Source organism: Variovorax sp. Varisp46, assembly GCF_059491885.1.
On record NZ_CP168515.1, the window covers coordinates 3553480 to 3576382 of the forward strand.

Here is a 22903-nt window from a genome sequence, read left to right on the forward strand (position 1 = left end):
GGGATACGCGGCCTGTGCAAAGCAGGCAAAGCTCGCGCATCGGAAGCCCACGCGCGCCTGCGTGCGGGCCTGTCACTCACCGGTTCCCAGGAAAGAGACCTGAATGAAAACTGTGCTCGCGACACCCCCTGCGGCCGCGCTGTGCAATGACCGCCATTGACCGCGTCCGCGTCGCGCTGGTCGAGGACGAGGCCGGCACGCGCGCGCGCCTTTGCAGCGCGGTAGCCCAGAGCCCGGCGCTGGAACTGGTGTTCACGGCAGCCACGGCCGGCGAGATCCATGCCTGGCTGCGCGAGGGGCGGCCCGACGTGCTGCTGGTCGATCTCGGCCTGCCCGACGGCTCGGGCTTCGAGGTCATCGAGTGGTGCCGCCAGCTCGCGCCGAAGGCAGAGACGATGGTGATCACGATGTTCGGAGACGAGGCCAACATGATCCGGGCCTTCGAGGCCGGCGCGCGCGGCTACCTGCTCAAGGACGGCACCGAGGACGATCTGTCGCGCCACGTGCTGCAGCTGCACGCCGGCGGCTCGCCCATGTCGCCGATCATTGCGCGTCAGCTCCTGACTCGCATGGCGCCCGGCACGGCCGCGCCGATCGCTGCGGCCGTGCCCGCCGTCGCCTCGCTGTCGCCGCGCGAGACCGAAGTCCTCGCCCTGGTCTCCCGCGGCTATACCTACCCCGAACTGACGAGCCTGCTCGGCGTTTCGCTCAGTACCATCCAGACCCATGTCAAGAGCATCTACAGCAAACTTGCCGTGCATTCGAAAACCGAGGCGGTCTTCGAGGCCCGTCAACTGGGCTTGCTGGATCGCTAGCCTGGCGCTCGCGCTGCTGTTGGCCGCTCCGCGCGCCGAAGCGGGCAATGCCGGCGGTGAGGGCGGTGGGGCCGACGCGGGCTTCGTGCAGATCGACCGTGCGCTCGTCACGCTCTGGCCCGATGGAAGCCCGGCCGAGGCGCCCGTCGAGCGCGCCCTGCCACATCGGTGGGACATCGACCACCCGCACAGAGGCGGCAGGGCCCGCTATCAGCTCATGCTGCCGCCGGTCCGCGGTGCGGAGCCATACGCGCTTTTTTTTCCGCGCATCGGCAACCAGGTCGAGGTGCGCGTCGGCGGCCATCTGGTGACCAAGCTGGGCGAGCTGGGCGATGAATCGACGGACATGGCCAAGCTACCGGTCCTGATGACCGTGCCGGCCGCCCTGCTCTCGCATGACGCCCCCACCGAACTGCAGGTGGATGCGGCGGTGCAGCCCGGCCGCTGGGGCGGACTCAGCGCGGTCATCTTCGGCGTCCAGTCGGTGGTCGTTCCGATGTATCGCACCAATGAACTCTGGCGCCAGTCCGCTCCCACCGCAATCACCTGGGCACTCGTGTTCATGGGGCTGATTGCGGGCGGCCTGTGGTGGCAGCACCGGGAGGGCCTGTATGGCATCTTCGCGCTGATCTCGCTGTTCGGGGTGACGACCATCTCCGGCCGGCTGCTGATCACGCCGCCGCTGCCGTGGCCGGCCTGGGGCGCGGTCGGCGGCATCGCGCTATGCGTGCTCCTGCTGCTGATGGCGCGCTTCGTCATGGTGGCGATCGCCGAGCTGCGCCCCTGGATGCGGGTTGCCTTCTGGGTGTACCTGGGGCTGTGCGTAGGCGCCGTCACGGCCAGCTTTCTGTGGCACCAGCCGTTGATCTACACCTTGGTGCTCGGCAGCCTGCTACTGCCGGCGATGGTGATGATGTACAGCATCGTGCGAAAGATGTGGATGGCGCCCACGTGGGAGTCGACGCTGATGTGCCTGGCCGGCGTCACGGCGATCGTCGCCGGTGCGCGCGACTTCATGGTGGTCCGCATTCCCGAGTCGGGTTCGATGTCCTACGCCATGCTGCCACTGGCCGTGTTCTTCCTGGTGCTGGCGATGGGCGGGACGGTCGTGGGGCACTACGTTCGCCAAGTGGCCGCATACAGGGAGCTCAATGCCTCTCTGGCGCGGCGCATCGCCGAGCGGGAAGCCGAGCTCGGCGAGTCCCATCGGCTGCAGCAGCGTCAGAGCGAGGAGCAGGCCGCGCTGCAGGAGCGCCAACGCATCATGCGCGACATCCATGATGGCGTGGGCGCACATCTGGTGGGACTGCTCAGCATGATGAAGAAAGGCGGTGCCGCGGCCGAGGCGCTGCAGGAACAGGCTCACGCGGCGCTCGACGAACTGCGCATGGCGGTCGATTCGCTGCAGCCGGTGAACGGCGACCTCGCCACGGTCCTCGCCACGCTGCGCTATCGGTTGCAGCCGCGGCTGGAGGCCGCGGGGCTGCGGGTCGAATGGGAGGTGGCGGCGCTGCCCGAGATGCGCAGCCTGACGCCGACCACGGTGCTCAACGTCCAGCGCATCCTGCTCGAAGCCTTCACCAACGTGCTGAAGCACGCAGCGGCCACCACCGTGCGCGTGACGGCAAGGCGGGTCGAAGGCCCCGACCGGCTCGAGCTGCGCGTGCAGGACGACGGAGCCGGTATTTCCGCGGAGCAGGGCCGCGTGTCCGGCCACGGCCTGGGCAACATGCGGGCACGGGCGCAGTCCATCGGCGCGGCCCTTGTCATCCAGCATGCGCAGCCGCATGGCACCATCGTCGAGCTGAGTTTGCCCATGGCTTAAGCACTAAGCGCATAGGAAGAACGGGATTCTGGCAATGTGATTTTGGCAATGAGTCTGGATATCCGATGACCATCACCATCACCGCCTTTGAACGGTCGCCCGATGGCGGCAAGGACGAAGCCGTGCACAACTGATTCGTTTCGCCTCGGCCCCAACACTAAGATCCAAAATCGCACACCATCTTTGCCAAACCAGGAAAATCAAGGAGGCCTCCATGCAACGAACGATCGTTCTCGCTCGCCTGGCTTTGCTCTTGCCGCTCTTTTTTGCAGCGGCTTCGGCAAAAGCTCACCCGGAGCAATTCGTCTGTACCGGCACATTGAGCTCTGGCTCTGGCATGGCGGGTTCATCGCTGGAAAAGAGCGGTCGGGCGACCTGCTTCTTTGAGGCCGACACCTACGCCGAACAACGGGCGCAAAAGATCTGCAGGCAGAACCAGCCGTGCGAAGTCGTCGCCATGACCCGCATCGATGGAGACAAGCGCATCATCGAACAGGTGCTTTCCATCAATGGCGTCCGGCAACCCGCGGGTGCTCTCCATGCACAAAAGGATGATGCTGCTGTGAACGGGCAAGCACGTGCAGAGGCGCTGGATTGCCCCGGCAAAACCTTCGAAACCTTCGTGGAGAAATTCGCAAACAGCATCTCCCTCCAGGCGAAGTTCACCCGCTGGCCGCTGCAATCCACTGCCATCGATGCCAAGGCGGAGCCAGAACCGAAGCCCGTGACGAAACAACTCACGCAGCGGCAAGTGACTTATCCGCTGATGACGGCGCTAGATCGTGCCAAGCGCGAAGGCAAGATCATTCGGATCGCAAAGGACGAGGACTCGGGAGGTCAGATCGAAATTGCCGGATCGAACTCCGGAGAGAAGGTCCGCTATCTCTTCAAGCGATCGGGAATGTGCTGGAAGCTGACGGCTATCGACGATCAATCGATCTAGCACGACGTTAAATCTCTCTCGGGTATTGCACCTCTAACGCGAGGTCCGAAATGCGCATTCCTTCCTTCTGGCAGTTGGCGATCCTCAGTAAGCTGGATAGATGATCGTCCCCGTGCTACTCCTGCGACCATCGCGGGCTGGAAGGACGTCAATCAGATGGAAATTCGATATGAAACGACTCTTCCTGGTTTCGATGTTGATGTGGGGCCCAGTCTTGGCATACGCCCAGCAGCCACCTAACAGCGGATCACCCTGCCCGCCTGGAATGATCCCCGGTTACGGAAAATGCTATTCACCTAGCGATCCGGATCTATATGGTCCAAACGAACAACGGCAACGCAGCGCCAGGCCGAACGGCGCAGCCAACCATGGGGATGGCTGGCTTCGCTATGAAACTGGCAAATGGACGGAGAGCTTCGGAGCGTTGGCCGACGATGGGAGAGGCGTAAAGGGCTCTAGTGGCAGGTCGGAGGACAGCACAAGCGCCCAAGCTGCAAGAAAGGAAGCATTGCGCGATTGTGGCAAGCAGGATTGCCAGATCAGAATTGAGGTGCGCAATGGATGTTGGGCGGTGGCTTATGGAAAAAGCAGTACGTTCTATTTTGGTACGGAGATCGACATGGTTGGGGCCGACCCGAAAACGGCCGGCTTGAAGCTGGTTTCAAGCCAAGCAATGGCCATGTGCAAGCAAGCAGGCGATGTGAACTGCGAAGTCAGAAACACCTCTTGCAGTCTCCCGTCTCAGTGAGGGTTCGATGCTGCGCACCCTTCTAGCGCGAAGTCGCCGGCGTAGCATTTGCCATCCACCTCACATTGGTTCATCGATGAAGAAGTTGCTGCCGCTGGTCCTGTCCGCCCTGCTTGCCCTGTTCGCCTGTCAGGCCTACGCCGCACCACGCTTTCCGCATTCAGCAGACGAAGCGCGAGCGTTGCTCACGCATCTCGGCGCCCATGTGATGGTCCTCAATTCCGACATGACGCTGATCAAGCAGAAGCCGGCGAGCGAGTTCGACCTGTTGACCTACTACCCGCTGCCCAAGGCCAAGGTCGACGAGTACAAGCGGAACGGTCACATCGTCAACAAGAACGACGACATCGCCGAATTCGTCACCTACAGGGTCAAGGACTACGAACTAACCAACGAGAAGCACGAAAAGCTCCGGATCAAGGACGACATCAGGGCTGCGTCGCTTCAGGACTTTGCACTCTGGACCTACGACAACGTCCTGTGCAGTCAACGAGGCTTCCAGGTGAAGTTGGACAAGACCTTCGAACGCGTCAAAGGGCACGTCACGCTGATGTTCGAGATGCCCGGGAACATCACGCGCGAGATCCGGGTTCCGGTCGATCTCTCCATCGCAGACAAGGATCCGCGGCCCGCCATCTAAGGTTCGGACTGTTCGATAGGCATCCCCGACGCTCACCGCTAACCGACCGCCTCCAGCGCACCGACTTCTTGTAGGCGGCCATCCCACTTCCTACCAGAGGTGCGGAATGAGACGATGACGTACACGGCTTGCGTATTCGTTGTACCCGGGAAGATCGCGGCGCAAGATTTTTTCCTCATCAAGAAGCCGCCAGAAAAGCACCGGCAGGATGAACGGGACCAGACAGATCGTGAGCCACGAGCCAAGTGCAAGCGGCATGCCAATGAAAAGCCAGAGTGCGCCAGCGTACATGGGATGGCGCACATAAGCATAGGGGCCGCCGTCGATCACTTTTTGATCATCCGCGACACTGATGTTGGCTGCTGCATAACTATTGACCTTCAGCACCCAGAAAATAAAGAGGAACGACAAGACGATCACGATGTTCCCGACAAAGGACAGGTACGCGGGCACCGGCGAGACGCCAAATCGATAGTCGAGTGAAGGAAGGATGATAAAAATAAAAAACGCGAGGATGATGAGCGACACGATGATCTTCTGCGACCACTCTTTCTCATGCTGTGGTCCGGCATTCATACGGCGTTCGAGAAGCGGCCTGTCGTGAAGGGCGAGATAGACGGTGAAGCCGATGGTCGAGGCGGAAAAGACTGCGATAAAGAGCCAGCCTTGCCAGTATTTCCACGTGCCCGCGGGCAAGAAAATGAAGGCAACGAATACGGCCATCCCCGCAACCCCTTGCGCGATGGCTTTCTTGTAGAGCGGGTCCATAGACGAGTGAATGGTATATCCGACGCTCCGCAACAAGCGACCCAAGTGCGAAATTTCCGATGACCGCTCTGGAGGGCGAGAGCCTGCAGCTCAGAGGCCTTCGCGCCAACTTCTCCTGCGGCTACAGTCGGCCACACGCAGACGCTTGGGGAACACGATCAGTTCGCCCCGAAGCTGATTCAAATGGAATGCTCAGAGCCCATAACTGCCATCTTCACTTTAGAAGGCCTGTCTCGCGCAGAAAGAACTTCTGTTGAAGATTCCTCGATTCCTTGGCGCAATCGTCAATCGGCAGCGCCGGTACACAAAGCGCTGGCAGTCAACGAAGCAGGCAAGCGATTCAGGAGCCCTGCCCGAACTCCCGCGCATGCTCCACCGCGTACTTGATGAGCTCCGCCTGCCCCTCGATCCCCAGCCGCCGCTTGATGCTCTGCCGATGCGCCTCCACAGTGCGCACGCTCAGGCCCAGGTCACGCGCGATCTGCTTGCTCGACTCCCCTCGCCCCAGCGCAGAAAGAATCTCGCTCTCGCGCGGGGTGAGCAGCGGCCTCGGCTCCTGCGTGCGAAACAGCTTCTTCGACACGGCTGGGCTCAGGAAGGTACCGCCCGCCGACACAGCCTCGATGGCCGCGACGATCTCCGCCGCGGGCGCGTCTTTCAGCACGTAGCCGCGTGCGCCCGCCTGCAGAGCCTTCTGCACGTACTCGGGGTTGTCGTACATGCTGAGCATCACGATGTGCGGCGCGCCCTGGCGTTGCAGCAGCAGCGCCGCGAGCTCGATGCCGTTCATGTCCTTCATGCCGACGTCCATCAGCATGAGGTCGGGCCGCAGGCTCTCCACCAGCGCAAGCGCTTCGGCGGCGCTGCCGGCCTCGCCGACGATCTGCAGGTTGGGCATGGAGCCGAGCCGGGCGCGCAGGCCGTCGCGCACCAGCGGGTGATCGTCCACCAGGAACAGGCGCACGGCCGCAGTAGGCATGTCCTTGGCTTGTTGTGTCGTGGTCATGCGGCCTGTGCCTTCGCGCTGCGGGCCGGCACCTCGGCCTCGATGGAGGTGCGCCCCGCGTTGGAGTTCATGGTGAGCCGCCCGCCGATGGCCTCCATGCGCTCGCGCATGTTGCGCAGGCCGATGCCGCGCCGCGGGTCGAGCTGCACGGCCTGAATGTCGAAGCCGGTGCCATCGTCGCTCACTTCCAGACGCACGCCCTCTTCGTCGTCGAAGTTCAGCGCAATGTGCACGTGCTGTGCGTGCGCGTGCTTGCGCACGTTGGTCAATGCTTCCTGCGTCAGGCGGAAGAGCGCTGTCTTCACTTCGGGCTGCAGCTCGAAGGATTCGCCGCCCATCATCATCGACGCATCGACTCCGCCCTCCTCCCTGAACTCGTCGACCAGCCGCTCCAGCGCGGCGGGCAGGCCCAGTGTGTCGAGCAAGGCGGGGCGCAGGCGGTGCGAGATGCGGCGCACCTCGATCAGCGAATCGTTGAGCCGCTGCAGCGCCTTGGCCAGCGCGGGCGGCGTGGTGGTGTGCTGCTGGCGGTCGAGCGATTCCACGGCGGACTCGATCAGCAGCTTGGCCGACACCAGCGTCTGGCTGGTGCCGTCGTGCAGCTCGCGCGCGAGGTGGCCGCGCTCTTCTTCCTGCGACTGCACCACGCGCCGCGCGAGCAGGCGCAGCTTGGCCTCTGCCGTGCGGTGCTCGCTGAGGTTCAGCAGCAGGCCGGCGGCGCTGACCACGCCAAGGCACAGTGCGGCGATGCCGGCAATCCACAGCAGCGTGGCGGTGACGTTGGCGTTCATCTGCCGATCGAGGGTGTCCATGGTCGACTGGATGTCGTCGAGGTACAGGCCGGTGCCGACCATCCAGTTCCAGCGCGGCAGCGCCGTGACGTAGCCGAGCTTGGGCGCCATCTGCGCGCTCGACGGCTTGCGCCACTCGTATTCGATGTAGCCGCCGCCGTTTTCCTTCGCGCCCTTGATCAGTTCCTGGATGGTGTAGCGGCCGCGCGAATCGCGCAGCGCCCAGAGGTTCTTGCCGACCAGTTCGGGCTGGCGCGAGTGCATGAGCGAGTTGCCCTCGAGGTCGTAGACGAAGAAGTAGCCGTCGTCGCCGTAGTTGAGCGCGGCGAGGCGGCGCAGAGCCTCGTTGCGGGTGGCTTCGTCGTCCTGGCCGGATTCGTACAGCGGAAGCAGGTTGCTCACGGCCAGGTCCACGTAGCTGCGCAGTTCGCTGCGGCGCTGGTCCATGTAGCTGCGCTCGATGAGGGCGCGCTCGCGCTGGGCGAGGTCATGCTCCTGGTGGCGCACCGCGAGGGCCACAAGCACCAGTGCGATGAGCAAGGGTGCCACAGCGAGCGCAACGATCTTGGTGCGGAGGTTCATCGGGGGGCAAGGCTACCACCGCCGCCTGGCCGGCCCTTCAGAGCTCGGGGTTCGTCAGTGGCAGCAAAGCGCAGTCGTTCAGGGCGTCCAGCAGCGCATCTTGATCGGCGCCGCCTTCGAGCATCAGGTCCAGGTTCTTTCCCGTCTGCGGCCGAATGGCAAGAAAGCTGAACTCGTAGCCGAGGCCGCTTGCACGGCGGCGGCTGATACGGGCCTGCCGCAGGTCGGCTTGCCAGCTGCCGTCGGTGCTGCGCAACTGCACACCGTCGAGTTCGAAGGCGCGCACCCGCGAGGGCGCGAAAGTGCTGACCTGCGAGAAGGGAATGAACCACACGAACCATGCAGCCAGCGGCACGACCACGCACAGCCCCACCATGGTCTTCAGAAAGCCCACGTCGGAAGCATTGAGCAGCAGCGCAATGGCCACCGCACCCGCCAGAGCGTAGCCCGCCGCAATCCAGGCCTGGAAACAACGCCAGCAGAAAACCATGGCGCGGCTTTGCAGCACGCCTGTGGCCGTCGGCGTGGGGCAGGTTCGAAGCGAGAGGTAGTGGTTGAGGGCCGGCACCAGGTCATCGACGGGCACCGTCAGCATCAGCTTCTTGAAGGGCCGGGTATGAACGATCAGGTAGTTGTCGCTGTCGGGAATGCCCTCGAAGGTCAGCACGTCGATCCAGTCGACGTGGCCGAGCCCTTGCACCGAGAGGCCGCTTTCGTCGACGTCGACCTGCACGCTTTCGTTGAAGGGCTTGGGCCGGCGCTCGCCGGGTTTCAACCAGCGCGCCTCGAGCCAGAGCCACGCGCGCACGACGACCACCAAACCCACCAGCCACAGCGCGAAGAGGGCAAGCCAGGCCACCATGCCCAATGCGATGTACCAACCCGTCGCCTCCAGGTCGATGACCCATACACCTGCAACGCCCATCAACAATGTGTAGGCCGTACAGAGCAACAGGATGGGCCAGATCAGGGCGGCGTCGTGCTGGGTGACCTGGATGCGCCGCGAAAAAACCGGAGGGCTCATTGAATGCCGCGGCTACCGTCCAACGGCGATGCCCACGGCCCGCGGGCGGAACTCGGTCGCGTAGTACAGCAGCGCCAGCAGCACATACCCGCCGCCCAGCAGGCACAGCCCGCTCCATCCGTGGAAGGCATACACGGCCGCCGCAATGCCCGAGGCCACCGCCGCGCAGATGAAGATGAAGGTCATGAATAGCCCGTTGAGCCGGCCGCGCAGCTCCGGCGCCAGCATGAACAGGCTGCGGAAGTTGAGCACCTGGCACAGCTGCACAGCCCCGTCGAGCAGGATGCCCGCCGCGACCAGCCCGGCCACCGAGCGGTAGTGCATGGCGACCGCACCGAGCACGAAGGACAGCAGCGCGACGACGATGGCTGCGCCGGTCGCGGGCCGCGTCCACCCCCGGTCGGCCAGCCGGCCCGCCACCGGCGCGAGCAAGGCGCCAGCGGCGCCGGCCAGCGCGAACAGCGCAATGCCGCGCTGCCCCATGCCGAACTCGTGCACCAGTGCCAGCGGCACGGCAGTCCAGAAGGCCTGGAAGGCGGAGAACATCATCCCCTGGTAGAAGCCGCGCCGGCGCAGCAGCGGCGTGTTCAGCACGATGCCGGGCAGCGAGGCCATGGTGCGCGCATAGCCCACCGAGGCATGCGGCCGGCGCTGCGGCAGCACGCGCCACAGCACGGCAATGAGCGTGGCCATCAGCGCGGCCGAGAGCCAGAACACCGCGCGCCAGCCCAGCGCGGAAGCCACCACGCTGGCAAAGGGCCGCGCCAGCATGATCCCGCCCAGCAGGCCGGCCATGATGTTGCCGACCACCTTGCCGCGCGTGGCCTCGGGCGCGAGGTGCGAGGCGAAGGGCAGCAGCACCTGCGCCGCGACCGCGCATGCGCCCACCACGAACGAGGCCACGAGGAAGGTGATGGCGGAGTTCGAAAGCGCGATGCCCACCAGCCCGATCACCGCGCCGAACAGCGCGCCCACGATGAGCTTGCGGTTCTCGACCACGTCGGCCAGCGGCACCAGCAGCAGCAGGCCGGCGCCGTAGCCGAGTTGCGTCAACGTCATGATCAGGCCGGCCAGCCCGGCATGCAGTTGCAGCGTGTCGGAGATGGGGCCGATCAACGGCTGGGCGTAGTAGATGTTGGCCACGCACAGGCCGCAGGCGATGGCGAAGACCAGCGTGAGAGCGGGCGTAAGACCGGCCGGAGAAGCAGAAGCTCTGGAGGCGGAAGAAGACATGAGGAGTCCCGGTTCGAGAGGGCAACCTTAGGGGTTAACCCGAAGCCGGGGGACCATATCACGGGAGGCCGATTCCTGCTGCGCGCAGGCCTTGCGGTCAGTCCACGCTCGTGGGCCTGCCCGAGGCCACCCACGCATCGAGCCCGCCCGTCAGCGGCAGCGCCCGCCGCGCCCCGCGTGCCAGCAGCACGCGCGCGGCCTGCGCGGCCGACACCTCGTTGGGGCAATTGCAGTACAGCACCACGTCGCGCCCTGCCGCGTGCGACAGGTCGAGGCTGCGCTGCTGCAGCGCCTTGAGCGTGTACGACTGCGCTCCCGGAATGCGGCGCGGATCGACCTGCACGCCGGCCTGCCCGCGCACGTCGATCACCAGCGGTGGCTCCTCGCCGTTCAGCAGTTCGTGCAGCTCTTCCACCGAGATGCGCGGCATGCCCGTGAGCCGCATGAAAGCGCGCCGGCGCCAGTAGCGCACCGCGAGGATCACCACCAGCACAAGAGCCACTGCCGCGGTGGCGATGCCGCCGGCCTGCGCCAGCACGGCCAGCACCTCCTGGATCTGGTTGCGAAACACCCAGCCCAGCCCGAGGAACAGCCCCGTCCAGACCAGCGCCGCGCCCACGTCGAAGCCGATGAAGCGCCGCACCGACATGCCCAGCGCCCCGGCCATCGGCGGCGCCACCACCGACACGCCCGGCACGAACTTGGCAGCCACGAGCGAGAGGCCGCCCCAATCGGTGATGAGCGATTCGCCGCGCCGCACGCAGGTGTCGGGCGACAGCGAGATGCGGCACAGCATGCGCATGAAGCGGTAGCCGAAGCGCCGCCCGGCATAGAACCACGCACCGTCGCCCAGCAGGTTGGCGATGACGGCGGCCATCACCACGCCGGGCACCGAGACATCGCCGGCTGCCAGCAGCGCGCCTGTCAGCACGAGCACCGCGGCCGCCGGCACGGGCAGCCCAAGCCGCGCGGCGAAGCTGGCGGCAAACACCACCAGGATCGCGTTCTGCACGAGCAGGGACATCAGCTGCGCCATGGCTGCCTTTGTGGCCCGGATGCCGGTCGAAGTTGCGGGGATTGCGTGCGGTTCATGCCGGCAGCGATTCTCAGGCATGGCCCAAGAACGTACCGTGCGCGGGCCATTGCCGAATGGTTTTCGGTTTTGCTCCCTCCCCTCCTGGGGGAGGGTTGGGGTGGGGGCGCGACGGCGATGGAAAAAGCGGCGCCTGTGCGAAGGCCTGCCCCCATCCCAGCCTTCCTCCAGAGGGGGAAGGAGCAAGACGAACTCAGCGCGGGGCGTCGCCCTTGCGGTATTCGGCAGTCAGTTCGTCGAGCTTCTGCTTCAGCGCCGGATCAAGCTTGTATTCGGCGGCGGCCAGCGTCGCATCCAGCTGATCGGGCCGGCTCGCACCCAGCAGAGGCGCGGTGATCAGCGGATTCGCCATGACCCACGCCACCGCCAACGTGGCCAGCGGCACGCCGGCCTCGTCCGCCAGCCTGTGCAGCTGGGCCACGGTGTTGAAGCTGCGCTCGTTCCAGTAGCGGTCCTGGTACATGCCGCCGGCGGTGCCGAGCGTGAAGCGCGTGTTCTCCTCCGGCTTCGCTCCGGGCTTGTACTTGCCAGTCAGCAATCCGCCGGCCAGCGGGTTATAGGGAATCACGCCCAGGCCTTCCTCGCTGGCCAGCGGCAGCAGCTCGCGCTCAATCTCGCGGAACAGCAGGCTGTAGCGCGGCTGCACCGACACGTAGCGCGTGAGCTTGAGCAGCTCGGCCTTGCCCAGCGCGCGCGCCAGCCGGTAGGCCAGGAAGTTCGACACGCCGATGTAGCGCGCCCGCCCCGACTTCACGATCACGTCGAGCGCCTCCAGGCTCTCTTCGAGCGGCGTCTCGCGATCGTCGCTGTGCAGCTGGTACAGGTCGACGTGGTCGGTCTGCAGCCGCTTGAGCGAAGCATCGATGGCGTCCAGCAGGTGCTTGCGCGACGCGCCCTGGTCCCAGCTGTTCGGGCCGACCTTGCCGACCGCCTTGGTGGCGACGACGAAGCGGCGGCGGCCCGCGGGGCCCTGCTTTTGCAGCCAGCGGCCGATGATTTCCTCGGTGCGGCCGGTGGTCTCGACCGTGCCGCCGAGCGGGTACACGTCGGCAGTGTCGAGGAAGTTGATGCCGCCTTCGGCCGCCTTGTCGAGGATCTGGTGCGACACCGTCTCGTCGGTCTGCAGGCCGAAAGTCATGGTGCCGAGGGCGAGCCGCGACACGGTGAGGCCTGTGCGGCCAAGACGAATGGTGGGAATGCTCATGGGGTCTCGCTCCGAGGAAGAGAGGGATGAAGAATGGCGCGGCCATCATAGGCACGGCCGCTCGATCCTGCAGGCGGCGGAGATTCAGGTGGTTTCGAGATGCACGCCGGGCGCGCCCCGGGCCACCGAGAAGCGGGCCATGGGCGCCACGGCCGAATCGGCGTTCTTCTCGTCCTCCACCGCGCGGAACTCGACCTCGCAGCCGCGGGCATCGAGCGTCACGAGCGCGTAGCCGCGCTTGTCGCCGCGGCCGTAGCGCAGGTGCTCGTTCTTCGCGAGCATGTTCGCCACGTTGGCGGCACTCGGCCCTTCGGAGGTGATGGCGCCGCCGACGAATTCGGTCGCCACCGCCGGCCCTTGCGCCTCGCGCCGCAGGTCGGCGGCCCAGAAGGCGTGCACGTCGCCGCTCGCGACCAGCGCGTTGCCGCCGCGCGCCTTGTGTGCGGCCAGCCCGTCGAGCAGGCGCGTGCGGGCGGCGGCGTAGCCGTCCCATCCGTCCATCCAGTAGCCGTGCTCGGGGCCGCGCTTGCGGTCGGCCTCGGCGAGCAGCGTGGGCTGGGCGAGCACGGTCCACTGCGCGGGTGGCGCCGCGAGTTCGCGCGCGAGCCACGCCTCTTGCGCCGCGCCGAAGAAGCTGCGTTCGGGCGCGAGCCGGTCGGGGCAGTCGGCCAGCGGCGATGCGCTGCGGCCCGCGAGGCAGGCGTGGTGCGAGCGGTACTGGCGTCCGTCGGTCAGCAGCACGTCGAGCATGCGGCCGAAGCGATGGCGGCCGTAGATGGTGGCGTCGGGCCCGCGCGGGCGCATGCTGGCGGGCACCGGCATGTGCTCGTACCAGGCCTGGTAGGCGGCCGCGCGAATCGCGAGGAATTGCGCGGGGTCGACGGTGCGCGGCGATAAATCGTTCGCGTAGTCGTTGGCTACTTCGTGGTCGTCCCAGGTCACGAGCCAGGGAAAGGCAGCGTGCGCGGCCTGCAGGTGCGGGTCGGTCTTGTAGAGCGCGTAGCGGTTGCGGAACTCGGCCAGCTGCGTGGGAATGCCGCCCTCGTGGCGCCGCACGTGGCGCGAGCCCCAGGAGCTTTCGTAGATGTAGTCGCCGAGATGCACCACGAAGTCCAGCGGCTGCGCGGCCATGTCGCGGTAGGCGGCGTAGTAGCCCTGCTCGTACTGCTGGCAGGAGGCGAAGGCGAAGCGCAGCGGCTGCTGCGTCCCGTCGTCCTCGGCGGGCGTGGTGCGCGTGCGTCCAATCGGGCTGCGTGCGCCGCCGGCCGTGAAGCGATACCAGTAAGGGCGGCCCGGCGACAGCCCCTGCACTTCGACATGCACCGAGTGCGCAAGCTCGGCCGTAGCGATGGCCGAGCCCTTCGCCACGACGCGCCTGAAGCCCTCGTCGTCGGCGACTTCCCATCGCACTTCGACGGGCGCATCGCCCATGCCGCCGCCCTGCAGCGGCTCTGGCGCCAGGCGTGTCCAGAGCACGAAGCCGTCGGCGCGCGGCACGCCCGAGGCCACGCCCAGCGTGAACGGATCGCGCGACGCCGTGGCCGGCTGCGCATTCAGCCGCAGGAACGGATGGCCCAGCGAAGCGGCGGCCAGCCCGCCGCACAGCAGGCGTCGGCGCGAGAGTCTTTCTTCCTTCATCCGGGGCAATGTCCCCCGGTTCGCTCGCCCCTGTCAATCGGGCCGGAAGAAAGCCGACAGTCAGGACCCTGGCTGCGAGCCCACTACCGTGACCCGCGCCGTCATGTACGGATGCACCGAGCAGACATAGTCGTACACGCCCGGCTTGTCGAAGACGCGGGCGAAGGCCTTGCCGGGCAGCAGCAGGTCGATGCCCGTCGAGCCGTCCTTGAAGACCAGGCCGTGCGGCGCGCCGTCGTCGTTCTGCCAGCTCACGCGCTGGCCGGCCTTGACGGTGATCTGCGCGGGCTCGAAGGCGAAGTTGCGGATGGCCACGTGCGCCGAGCCGCCGGCGTGCGCGCCTTCGGAAGCTGCCGTGCGCTGCACCGCGATCTTGCGCGGCGCGTTGCCCACCGCCACCGTGTGCATGGGCCCGCCCGCAAGGTCGACCACGCTGACGTCGTTCGAGCCCTCGTTGCTCACCCACAGCTTCTTGCCGTCCGCCGACAGGTCGAGCCAGTGCGGCTGCTTGCCCACAGGGATGCTGCGCACCGCCGCGTGCGTGGCCGGATCGAACAACATGACCTCGCCTGGCCCCTGCACCACCACCACACCGCTCGCCATGCCCATGAAGTGCTGCGCGATGTGCGGCGACACGCCCGTGGGAACCGGCGGGCCCCACTGGTTGGTGGCGGGGTCGAGTACCTGCACGGCGGCCACGCCGGCCAGCGTGAGGTACAGCGCCTTGCCGTCATGGCTGAACTCGAGGTCGCGCGGCGGCTTGTCGAGCGGAATCTGCGTGACCACGGCGCGCGTCGCCATGTCGATGACCACCAGCGCGAAGTGCCCCGGCTCCTGCGAAGCGACGTAGGCCTGTCGCCCGTCGGGCCGGATGGCGATGGTGTGCGGCTTGGGCACGGGCACGGTGGCGCTCACGCCGTGGGCCGATGTGTCGACGAAGGCCACGCGGTCGTCGCCGTTGACCGCCACCAGCAGCCACTTGCCGTCGGTGGTCATGGCCAGGCCCTGCGGCCCCTTGCCCACGTCGATGCCGCGCGTGACGCGGTCGCTCGCGGCGTCGATCTCGCTCACGGCAGCGGCGCCCGAGCCGCTCACGAACACGCTGCGCCCGTTGGGCGCGACGATGATGCCGTCGGGCCCCGCCGCCACAGGCAGCGTGGCGACGACGCGCTCGGTGCCGGTGTCGATCACGCTGACGGTGCTGTCCTTGAAGTTGCCGACATAGGCTTTGGGGCCTGCTGCAAGCGCGGCGCCGGCCGAAGCCGCCAGGGCCGCAAAGATGACGAGGATGCGCGCGAAGCCGGGCATGGCGATCATGGTGAAGACCTCCTGGAAGAAGAAAGAAGAAGCAGAATCCGCAGAGGGCATGACGCATGGCATGCCCTGCTTATTCCAGCGGGGGCCGAAAAAAACTGGAATAAAAAACCGGGCTGCCACGTCATGCAGGAAGAAGGAGCCCTTGAGCCTGTCGACCGACCGCACACGCCAGTTCGAAGCCGCCGCGCTGCCGCATCTCGATGCGGCATGGAACCTTGCGCGCTGGCTGCTGCGCGACGACCAGCTGGCCGACGACGCGGTGCAGGAGGCTTATCTGCGCGCGTTCCGGTTCTTCGATGGGCTGCGCGGCGAGAGCGCCCGGCCGTGGCTGCTGGGCATCGTGCGCAACGCCTGCTACGACTGGATGCGGCAGAACCGGCAGCTCGCCGACCAGGTGGAGTTCGACGAGCTGCGCGACAGCGAGGCGGTTTCAGCACCCTCCTCGCCCGAAGCCGGCGATCCGGCGCGGCAGTGGGAGCAGCGCGTGCAGGGCGAGCGAATCAACGCCGCCATCGATGCGCTGCCGCCGGTGTACCGCGAGGTGATCGTGCTGCGCGAGCTGGAGGAGATGCGCTACGAGGACATCGCGCGCATCGCGGGCGTGCCGCTGGGCACCGTCATGTCGCGGCTGTCGCGCGCGCGGGCGATGCTGCGCGAGAGCCTGCGCGACGAACGTCCCGGCGACGCGGGAGGAAGGACACGCCATGTCAATGTCTGACGAGGAACTGGGCACGCTGATCCGACGCCATGCCGCGCGGCACATGCCGCCCGAGGGGCTGGCCGCGCGCATCGGGCAGGCGGTGCGTGCAGAGGAAGCTGTGGCCGCCTCGCCCACGCCTGCACCCGCGCCTGTGCGGCGAAACCGGGGCCTGTGGCAGGGGCTGGCATGGTTCGGCACCGGCGCGGCCACGGCCTGGGGCCTGGCGCTCGTGCTTCTGGCAACGCCGGTGCCGCCTTCGGACGCTCTCGCCGAGGGCGTCACCGCCAACCATGTGCGCTCGCTGATGGCATCGCACCTGGCCGACGTGGCCTCGTCCGACCATCACGCGGTCAAGCCGTGGTTCGCCGGCAGGCTCGACTTTTCACCGCCGGTGGTCGACCTTGCCGCGGAGGGCTTTCCGCTCGCTGGCGGGCGGCTCGACTACCTGGACGGGCGCACGGTGGCGGCGCTGGTCTACCGCTCGGGGCCGCACGTCATCAACCTGTTCGTGTGGCCGGCTGCGGATGCAAAGGCGCAGGCGCCGGTGCTCTCCGCGCGGCAGGGCTACCAGCTCGTGCACTGGGCCCAGGGCGGCATGCAGGCCTGGGCCGTGTCGGATCTCAATGCAGCCGAGCTGCAGAACTTCGCGGCGCTGCTGCGCGAGCGCACCGCGACGCCCGCTGCGAAGTAGCCGGCAGCCGGCTCAGAAGGCGACGGCGGCCGGCCGGCGTGCGGCGGCACGGGCGCTTGCGATCGCCCAGCCGAAGATGCCCAGGCCCGCCAGAGCGAGCAGTGCGCCGACCCAGCCGGTCGAAGTCCAGCCCAGCCCGGCGGAAATCGCCACGCCGCCAAGCCATGCGCCGAGCGCGTTGGCCATGTTGAAGGCCGAGTGGTTGAGCGCGGCGGCGAGCGTCTGCGCGTCGCCGGCCACGTCCATCAGGCGGATCTGCAGGGCCGGGCCGATGGCCACGGTCGAGCCGATGAGGAACACGGTGAATGCTGCAGCCACGACATGGTGCGCCGCGAAGGTGAACACCGCGAGCACCAGCGCCGCATAGGCCAGGACACCGCCGATGGTGCGCATCAGCGACTTGTCGGCCAGCCGCGAGCCCACGAGGTTGCCCACCACCATGCCGAGGCCGAAGAGCGCGAGCACGATGGGCACGCCGCCCACCGGCATACCGGCCACCTCGATCAGCGTGGGCTTGATGTAGCTGAACACCGAGAACATGCCGCCGAAGCCGATGGCGGCGATGCCCAGCGTGAACCACACCTGCTTGCGCCTGAGCGCGCCGAGTTCGCGCCAGGGGCTGGCGCCGGCGGCGGGCGCCATGTCGGGAATGTCGCGGCGAAGCAGCGCGATGGCCACCAGCGCGATGAGGCCCACGAACACGAAGGCCGCGCGCCAGCCGAAGAACTGGCCCAGCCATGCCGCGATGGGCACGCCCACAAGCGTGGCACCGGTGAGCCCCAGCATCACGAGCCCCACGGCCCGCGCGCGGCGCCCCGGCGGAGCGAGCGTGGCGGCCACCAGCGCGGCCACGCCGAAGTAGGTGCCGTGCGGCAGTCCGGCGGCGAAGCGCAGCAGGTTCAGCAGCAGGTAGTTGGGAGCCGCGGCGCTGGCGAAATTGCCGGCCGCGAACACGGCCATGAGCACGATCAGCAGCGCGCGGCGGCGCCAGCCGGCGGCCAGCACCGCGAGCACGGGCGCGCCGATGACCACGCCGAGCGCATAGGCGCTGATGACGTGGCCGGCCTGGGGAATGCTCACGCCGATGTCCTTCGCCACCTCGGGCAGCAGGCCCATGATGACGAACTCGCCTGTGCCGATGGCGAAGCCGCCGACGCCGAGCGCGAGCACCGCGCGCAGGAAGTTGGCGGGCTTGCCCGAAGGCAGGGAAAAGGAAGAAATGTCGGTGACCGCGCTGTCCGACGCGGGTGGGGAGGCGTTCAAGGCCAGGCTCCTGGGAGGGGTGCCCGGCGGCCGCGGGCAAGGCGCGATTTTAGGGTAAACCCTGAAATCGCGCCGATACGCAATTGCCGAAGACCTTGTACTGGCAGGGCCGCGAGGGCCTGGCCAGTGGGCTCAGATCGCCACCAGCTGCCGCACGCCCTGCGCTTCCATGTCCTTGCCGAGGCCTCGCGCGATGATCTCGCCGCGCTCCATCACGAGGTAGTCGTCGGCCAGCTCCTGCGCGAAGTCGTAGTACTGCTCGCACAGCACGATGGCCATGTCGCCCCGGTCGGCCAGCATGCGGATGACGCGGCCGATGTCCTTGATGATGCTGGGCTGGATGCCCTCGGTGGGTTCGTCGAGGATCAGCAGCCTGGGCTTGGGGGCCAGGGCGCGCGCGATGGCGAGCTGCTGCTGCTGGCCGCCGGAGAGGTCGCCGCCTCGTCTGTTGATCATCTGCTTGAGCACGGGGAACAGCTCGAACAGTTCCTGCGGGATGGGCGTGCTGCCGCTCTTGTAGGCGAGGCCCATGCGCAGGTTTTCTTCCACCGTGAGCCTGGCGAAGATTTCGCGGCCTTGAGGGACGAAGCCGATGCCGGCCCTGGCCCTGTCGTAGGGCGTGGCCTTTTGGATCGGCTTGCCTTCGAGTTCGATGCTGCCGCTCTTGACGGGGACGAGGCCCATCAGCGACTTGAGCAGCGTGGTCTTGCCTACGCCGTTGCGGCCGAGCAGCACGGTGACCTTGCCGAGCGTGGCCTCGAAGCTCACGTCGCGCAGGATGTGGGAGCCGCCGTAGTACTGGTGGATGTTCTTGACTGTGAGCATGGGTTCGGTTCCTCAGCGGCCGAGATAGACCTCGATCACGCGCTCGTCGGCCTGCACTTCGTCCAGCGTGCCCTGCGCAAGCACGGAGCCGTCGCACAGCACGGTGACGATTTCGGAGATGGTGCGGATGAAGCTCATGTCGTGCTCCACCACCATCAGCGAGTGCTTGCCCTTGAGCGTGAGGAACAGCTCCGCCGTGCGCGCCGTTTCCTCGTCGGTCATGCCGGCCACAGGCTCGTCGAGCAGCAGCAGCTTCGGGTCCTGCATCAGCAGCATGCCGATTTCGAGCCACTGCTTCTGGCCGTGACTCAGGTTGCCGGCCAGGCGCGACACGCTGTCGGCGAGGTGGATGGTCTGCAGCACTTCGGCCAGCCGGTCGCTCTGCGCCGAGTCGAGCCTGAACAGCATCGACGCGCGCACGCCCTTGTCGGTCTTCAGCGCGAGCTCGAGGTTCTCGAACACGGTCAGGTGCTCGAACACCGTCGGCTTCTGGAACTTGCGGCCGATGCCCAGCTGGGCGATGTCGGCTTCGCGGTGGCGCAGCAGGTCGATGGTGCTGCCGAAGAACACGGTGCCTTCGTCAGGCCGCGTCTTGCCGGTGATGATGTCCATCATCGTGGTCTTGCCCGCACCGTTGGGGCCGATGATGCAGCGCAGTTCGCCCGGCGCGATGTCGAGCGACAGCTTGTTGATGGCCTTGAAGCCGTCGAAGCTCACGCTCACGTCCTCGAGGTAGAGGATGCGGCCATGGGTGACGTCGACCTCGCCCGGCGTGACGTGACGGCCGAAGTCGGCGGCGCGGCCACCCGATTCGGTGCTGCCGCTGTCGTAGGGCATGCCGCGGGCGCGGGCGGCGCGCTCGGCGCCAGCTTCCATCAGGTCGGGGGTCATGCGCGTGCTCCCTTCGGTTCGGCGCCCAGCGGCGCGTGCAGCGATTCCGGCTCCATGCCCTGCGAGGCGGCGAGTGCGCGTTGCGCTTCTTCGCGGCCGTCGCTCACCGCCGCCGTGGCGCCGGCCGCCGGTGCCTTCTCCCTCGACAACCACTTGCGCACCAGCCCCACGATGCCGTTCGGCAGGAACAGCGTGACGGCAATGAACAGCGCGCCCAGAAAGTACAGCCAGTACTCGGGGTACGCCACCGTGAGCCAGCTCTTCGCGCCGTTGACGATGAAGGCGCCGATGATCGGCCCGATCAACGTCGCGCGCCCGCCTACCGCCGCCCAGATGGCGATCTCGATGGAGTTGGCCGCGCTCATCTCGCCCGGGTTGATGATGCCGACCTGCGGCACGTACAGCGCGCCGGCCACGCCGCACATGATCGCGGAAATGACCCAGATCGTGAGCTTGTACGGCAGCGGGTTGTAGCCCGAGAACATCACGCGGGTCTCGGCGTCGCGGATGGCCTGCAGCACGCGGCCGAACTTGCTGCCGATGAGCCACTTGGCAAACAGGAAGAAGCCCAGCAGCGTGAGGCCGGTGAGCGCGAACAGCGTCATGCGCATCTCCTGCGTGGCGATCGGGATGTTCAGGATGCGCTTGAAGTCGGTGAAGCCGTTGTTGCCGCCGAAGCCCGTCTCGTTGCGGAAAAACAGCAGCATGGCCGCGAAAGTCATGGCCTGCGTGATGATCGAGAAGTACACGCCCTTGATGCGCGAACGGAAGGCGAAGAAGCCGAACACGAAGGCGATCAGGCCCGGCACCGCGACGATCAATATCAGCGTGGCAACGAAGCTGTCGCTGAAGGTCCAGTGCCAGGGCAGCGTCTTCCAGTCGAGGAACACCATGAAGTCCGGCAGGTCGCTCTTGTAGTTGCCGTCGCGGCCGATCTGGCGCATGAGGTACATGCCCATCATGTAGCCGCCGAGCGCGAAGAACAGGCCGTGGCCCAGCGAGAGGATGCCGGTGTAGCCCCAGATCAGGTCCATGGCCAGCGCGCAGATCGCGTAGCACATGATCTTGCCGACCAGCGCCACCGCGTAGTCGCTCATGTGCAGCGGGCTACCGGCGGGCACCCACATGTTGAGCACCGGCGCCACGGCGCAGACCACGATCAGCGCGACGAAGAAGGCCGTCCAGCCCTTGCCGCTCAGGAGCGGACCTTTGGTTGGCAACACAACCTTGCTCATGCTTCTGCGCTCCGGCCCTTCATCGCGAAGATGCCCTGCGGCCGCTTCTGGATGAAGATGATGATGAAGACAAGCACCGCGATCTTCGCGAGCACCGCGCCCGCCCAGCCTTCGATGAACTTGTTGAGAATGCCCAGCCCCAGCGCCGCATACACGGTGCCCGCGAGCTGGCCGACACCGCCCATCACGACCACCATGAAGCTGTCGACGATGTAGCTCTGGCCGAGATCAGGGCCGACGTTGCCGATCTGGCTCAGCGCGCAGCCGGCAAGGCCCGCGATGCCGGAGCCGAGCGCGAAGGCGTAGGTGTCGATGCGCGCCGTGTTCACGCCCATGCACGAGGCGATCGGACGGTTCTGCGTGACGCCGCGCACGAACAGGCCCAGCCGCGTCTTGCCGATGAGCCATCCCATCGCGAGCAACACCAGCGCCGCAAAAATAATGATGCAGATGCGGTTCCACGGCAACGTGACGTTGCTCAGCATCGAGAAGCCGCCGCTCATCCAGCCGGGGTTTTCCACACCGACGTTCTGCGCGCCGAACAGCGTGCGCACGAGTTGCTGCAGCATCAGGCTGATGCCCCAGGTGGCGAGCAGCGTCTCGAGCGGGCGGCCGTAGAGGAAGCGGATCACGCCGCGTTCGAGCACCGCGCCGACCAGCGCCGATGCGAGGAACGACACCGGGATCGCAGCGACGAGGTACAGCCCGAACGTCGACTCGGGCAGGTACTTCTGGAAGATGCCCTGCATCACGTAGGTGGCGTAGGCGCCGATCATCATCAGCTCGCCATGCGCCATGTTGATGACGCCCATCAGCCCGTAGGTGATGGCGAGGCCCAGCGCGGCGAGCAGCAGCACCGAGCCCAGGCTGATGCCGCTGAACACGGCGTTGATGCGGTCGCCCCAGACCAGCGAACCGTCGATGCTGGCGATGGACGCGACGATGGCGGCCTTGACGTCCGCTTCGGTTTCGTCGGCCAGGCGCTGATTGAGCAGCAGCTTGGTGTCGGGGTTGCGGTTGTTGCCCAGTTCCTTCGCGGCCACGAGGCGCTTGGCCTTGTCGGCGCTGGTGAGCATGCTGGCGGCGCGCACCAGTTCGAGTTGCGCCTTGATCTTCGGGTTGGTCTCGGCGGCCAGCGCCTTCTCGACCATCGGGATGCGTGATTCGTCGGGCTCCTTGAACAGGGCCTGTGCGGCTTCGGCGCGCACCGCGTCGTCCTTGCTCGTGAGCTTGAGCGCGGCCTGCGCGGCATCGAGCGCGCCGCGCATGAGGTTGTTGTTGACGACGTCTTCGGCGGTGTCGGGCACTTTCAGCTCGGCGCCGGTGACGGGGTCGAAGCCTTTGTCGTCCTTCATCACGAAGACCTTGTCTTCGGAGTACTTGACTGCGTCGTCGGACATCGCCTGGATGAAGGCGGCAGTCTTCTCGTCGGCCGTGAGCACGGCCTTGTTGAGCGCGGCGATGCGGGCTTCGGATTCGCCGGAGGCGATGGCCCGGGCTTCGTCGGCGGTCAGCGCGTGGGCGGCCGATGCCATGAGGAGCATGGCGGCAAAGGCGCAGTGAAGGGTTCGTCGAAGCATCTTGAAAGTGGGATTGGGGTTGGCTCCCTCCCCTTCCGGGGGAGGGTTGGGGTGGGGGCACGCGGCACCTGCACAAGCGCAGCGCTCGAAT

Annotated in this window: 21 protein-coding genes; 7 read left to right on the forward strand and 14 right to left on the reverse strand. The window is 66.8% G+C overall.

All coding sequences use genetic code 11. The features are described 5' to 3' along the window. Positions 1 to 146: 146 nt before the first annotated feature. From ACEN9N_RS16655 to ACEN9N_RS16675, 5 genes are all read left to right on the forward strand, one after another. A complete protein-coding gene (locus ACEN9N_RS16655; RefSeq protein WP_495654042.1) occupies positions 147 to 815 on the forward strand; it encodes a response regulator in 669 nt (222 codons plus the stop codon). Positions 816 to 834: 19 nt separating this feature from the next. Beyond that, the gene (locus tag ACEN9N_RS16660) at positions 835 to 2640 is read left to right on the forward strand and encodes a sensor histidine kinase (RefSeq protein WP_495654043.1); all 1806 of its coding nucleotides are present in this window, start codon (positions 835 to 837) and stop codon (positions 2638 to 2640) included. 214 nt (positions 2641 to 2854) lie between these two features. Continuing rightward, on the forward strand, positions 2855 to 3583 hold the full coding sequence (locus ACEN9N_RS16665) for a hypothetical protein (RefSeq protein WP_413313706.1): 729 nt from the start codon (positions 2855 to 2857) through the stop codon (positions 3581 to 3583). Between the two features lie 169 nt (positions 3584 to 3752). Further along, complete coding sequence (locus tag ACEN9N_RS16670) at positions 3753 to 4331, forward strand: DUF4189 domain-containing protein (RefSeq protein WP_495654044.1); 579 nt, start codon at positions 3753 to 3755, stop codon at positions 4329 to 4331. A 76-nt stretch (positions 4332 to 4407) separates the two neighbouring features. Continuing rightward, positions 4408 to 4971, forward strand: a complete 564-nt coding sequence (locus ACEN9N_RS16675) for a hypothetical protein (protein ID WP_495654045.1) — start codon at positions 4408 to 4410, stop codon at positions 4969 to 4971. 90 nt (positions 4972 to 5061) lie between these two features. On the opposite strand, the gene ACEN9N_RS16680 is transcribed toward ACEN9N_RS16675, so the two are convergent. From ACEN9N_RS16680 to ACEN9N_RS16720, 9 genes are all read right to left on the reverse strand, one after another. Next, positions 5062 to 5739, reverse strand: a complete 678-nt coding sequence (locus ACEN9N_RS16680; RefSeq protein ID WP_495654046.1) for a methyltransferase family protein — start codon at positions 5737 to 5739, stop codon at positions 5062 to 5064. Positions 5740 to 6079: 340 nt separating this feature from the next. Continuing rightward, a complete protein-coding gene (locus tag ACEN9N_RS16685; protein ID WP_007837242.1) occupies positions 6080 to 6745 on the reverse strand; it encodes a response regulator transcription factor in 666 nt (221 codons plus the stop codon). Beyond that, positions 6742 to 8118: a cache domain-containing protein gene (locus ACEN9N_RS16690; protein WP_495654047.1), complete on the reverse strand. Its 1377-nt coding sequence runs from the start codon at positions 8116 to 8118 to the stop codon at positions 6742 to 6744. The genes ACEN9N_RS16685 and ACEN9N_RS16690 overlap by 4 nt, the downstream gene beginning before the upstream one ends. Positions 8119 to 8155: 37 nt before the next feature. Continuing rightward, complete coding sequence (locus tag ACEN9N_RS16695) at positions 8156 to 9142, reverse strand: hypothetical protein (protein WP_495654048.1); 987 nt, start codon at positions 9140 to 9142, stop codon at positions 8156 to 8158. Positions 9143 to 9154: 12 nt separating this feature from the next. Then, complete coding sequence (locus ACEN9N_RS16700; protein ID WP_495654049.1) at positions 9155 to 10375, reverse strand: MFS transporter; 1221 nt, start codon at positions 10373 to 10375, stop codon at positions 9155 to 9157. Positions 10376 to 10472: 97 nt separating this feature from the next. Next, positions 10473 to 11399: a VTT domain-containing protein gene (locus ACEN9N_RS16705; RefSeq protein WP_237726160.1), complete on the reverse strand. Its 927-nt coding sequence runs from the start codon at positions 11397 to 11399 to the stop codon at positions 10473 to 10475. 262 nt (positions 11400 to 11661) lie between these two features. After that, entirely contained in the window at positions 11662 to 12672 is a 1011-nt protein-coding gene (locus tag ACEN9N_RS16710) for an aldo/keto reductase (RefSeq protein WP_413313700.1), read from the reverse strand. Positions 12673 to 12756: 84 nt separating this feature from the next. Next, complete coding sequence (locus ACEN9N_RS16715; RefSeq protein ID WP_495654050.1) at positions 12757 to 14310, reverse strand: alkaline phosphatase D family protein; 1554 nt, start codon at positions 14308 to 14310, stop codon at positions 12757 to 12759. 60 nt (positions 14311 to 14370) lie between these two features. Next, positions 14371 to 15627, reverse strand: a complete 1257-nt coding sequence (locus ACEN9N_RS16720) for a YVTN family beta-propeller repeat protein (RefSeq protein WP_495654051.1) — start codon at positions 15625 to 15627, stop codon at positions 14371 to 14373. A gap of 142 nt (positions 15628 to 15769) precedes the next feature. On the opposite strand from ACEN9N_RS16720, the gene ACEN9N_RS16725 reads away from it, so the two are divergent. Both ACEN9N_RS16725 and ACEN9N_RS16730 read left to right on the forward strand, forming a co-directional pair. Beyond that, positions 15770 to 16345: a sigma-70 family RNA polymerase sigma factor gene (locus tag ACEN9N_RS16725; protein ID WP_495654052.1), complete on the forward strand. Its 576-nt coding sequence runs from the start codon at positions 15770 to 15772 to the stop codon at positions 16343 to 16345. Continuing rightward, positions 16332 to 17018 (forward strand): anti-sigma factor family protein, encoded by a 687-nt coding sequence (locus ACEN9N_RS16730; protein WP_495654053.1) that lies wholly within the window; start codon positions 16332 to 16334, stop codon positions 17016 to 17018. Before ACEN9N_RS16725 ends, ACEN9N_RS16730 begins: the two co-directional genes overlap by 14 nt. A 12-nt stretch (positions 17019 to 17030) precedes the next feature. On the opposite strand, the gene ACEN9N_RS16735 is transcribed toward ACEN9N_RS16730, so the two are convergent. The 5 genes from ACEN9N_RS16735 to urtB form a co-directional block, all read right to left on the reverse strand. After that, a complete protein-coding gene (locus ACEN9N_RS16735) occupies positions 17031 to 18281 on the reverse strand; it encodes an MFS transporter (protein WP_495654054.1) in 1251 nt (416 codons plus the stop codon). A gap of 132 nt (positions 18282 to 18413) precedes the next feature. Then, positions 18414 to 19106: an urea ABC transporter ATP-binding subunit UrtE gene (urtE, locus tag ACEN9N_RS16740; protein ID WP_495654055.1), complete on the reverse strand. Its 693-nt coding sequence runs from the start codon at positions 19104 to 19106 to the stop codon at positions 18414 to 18416. A gap of 12 nt (positions 19107 to 19118) precedes the next feature. After that, positions 19119 to 19997: an urea ABC transporter ATP-binding protein UrtD gene (gene urtD, locus ACEN9N_RS16745; RefSeq protein ID WP_007837229.1), complete on the reverse strand. Its 879-nt coding sequence runs from the start codon at positions 19995 to 19997 to the stop codon at positions 19119 to 19121. Continuing rightward, the gene (gene urtC / locus ACEN9N_RS16750; protein WP_495654056.1) at positions 19994 to 21232 is read right to left on the reverse strand and encodes an urea ABC transporter permease subunit UrtC; all 1239 of its coding nucleotides are present in this window, start codon (positions 21230 to 21232) and stop codon (positions 19994 to 19996) included. Before urtC ends, urtD begins: the two co-directional genes overlap by 4 nt. Continuing rightward, positions 21229 to 22776: an urea ABC transporter permease subunit UrtB gene (gene urtB / locus ACEN9N_RS16755; protein ID WP_495654057.1), complete on the reverse strand. Its 1548-nt coding sequence runs from the start codon at positions 22774 to 22776 to the stop codon at positions 21229 to 21231. Before urtB ends, urtC begins: the two co-directional genes overlap by 4 nt. Between the last annotated feature and the right edge of the window lie 127 nt (positions 22777 to 22903).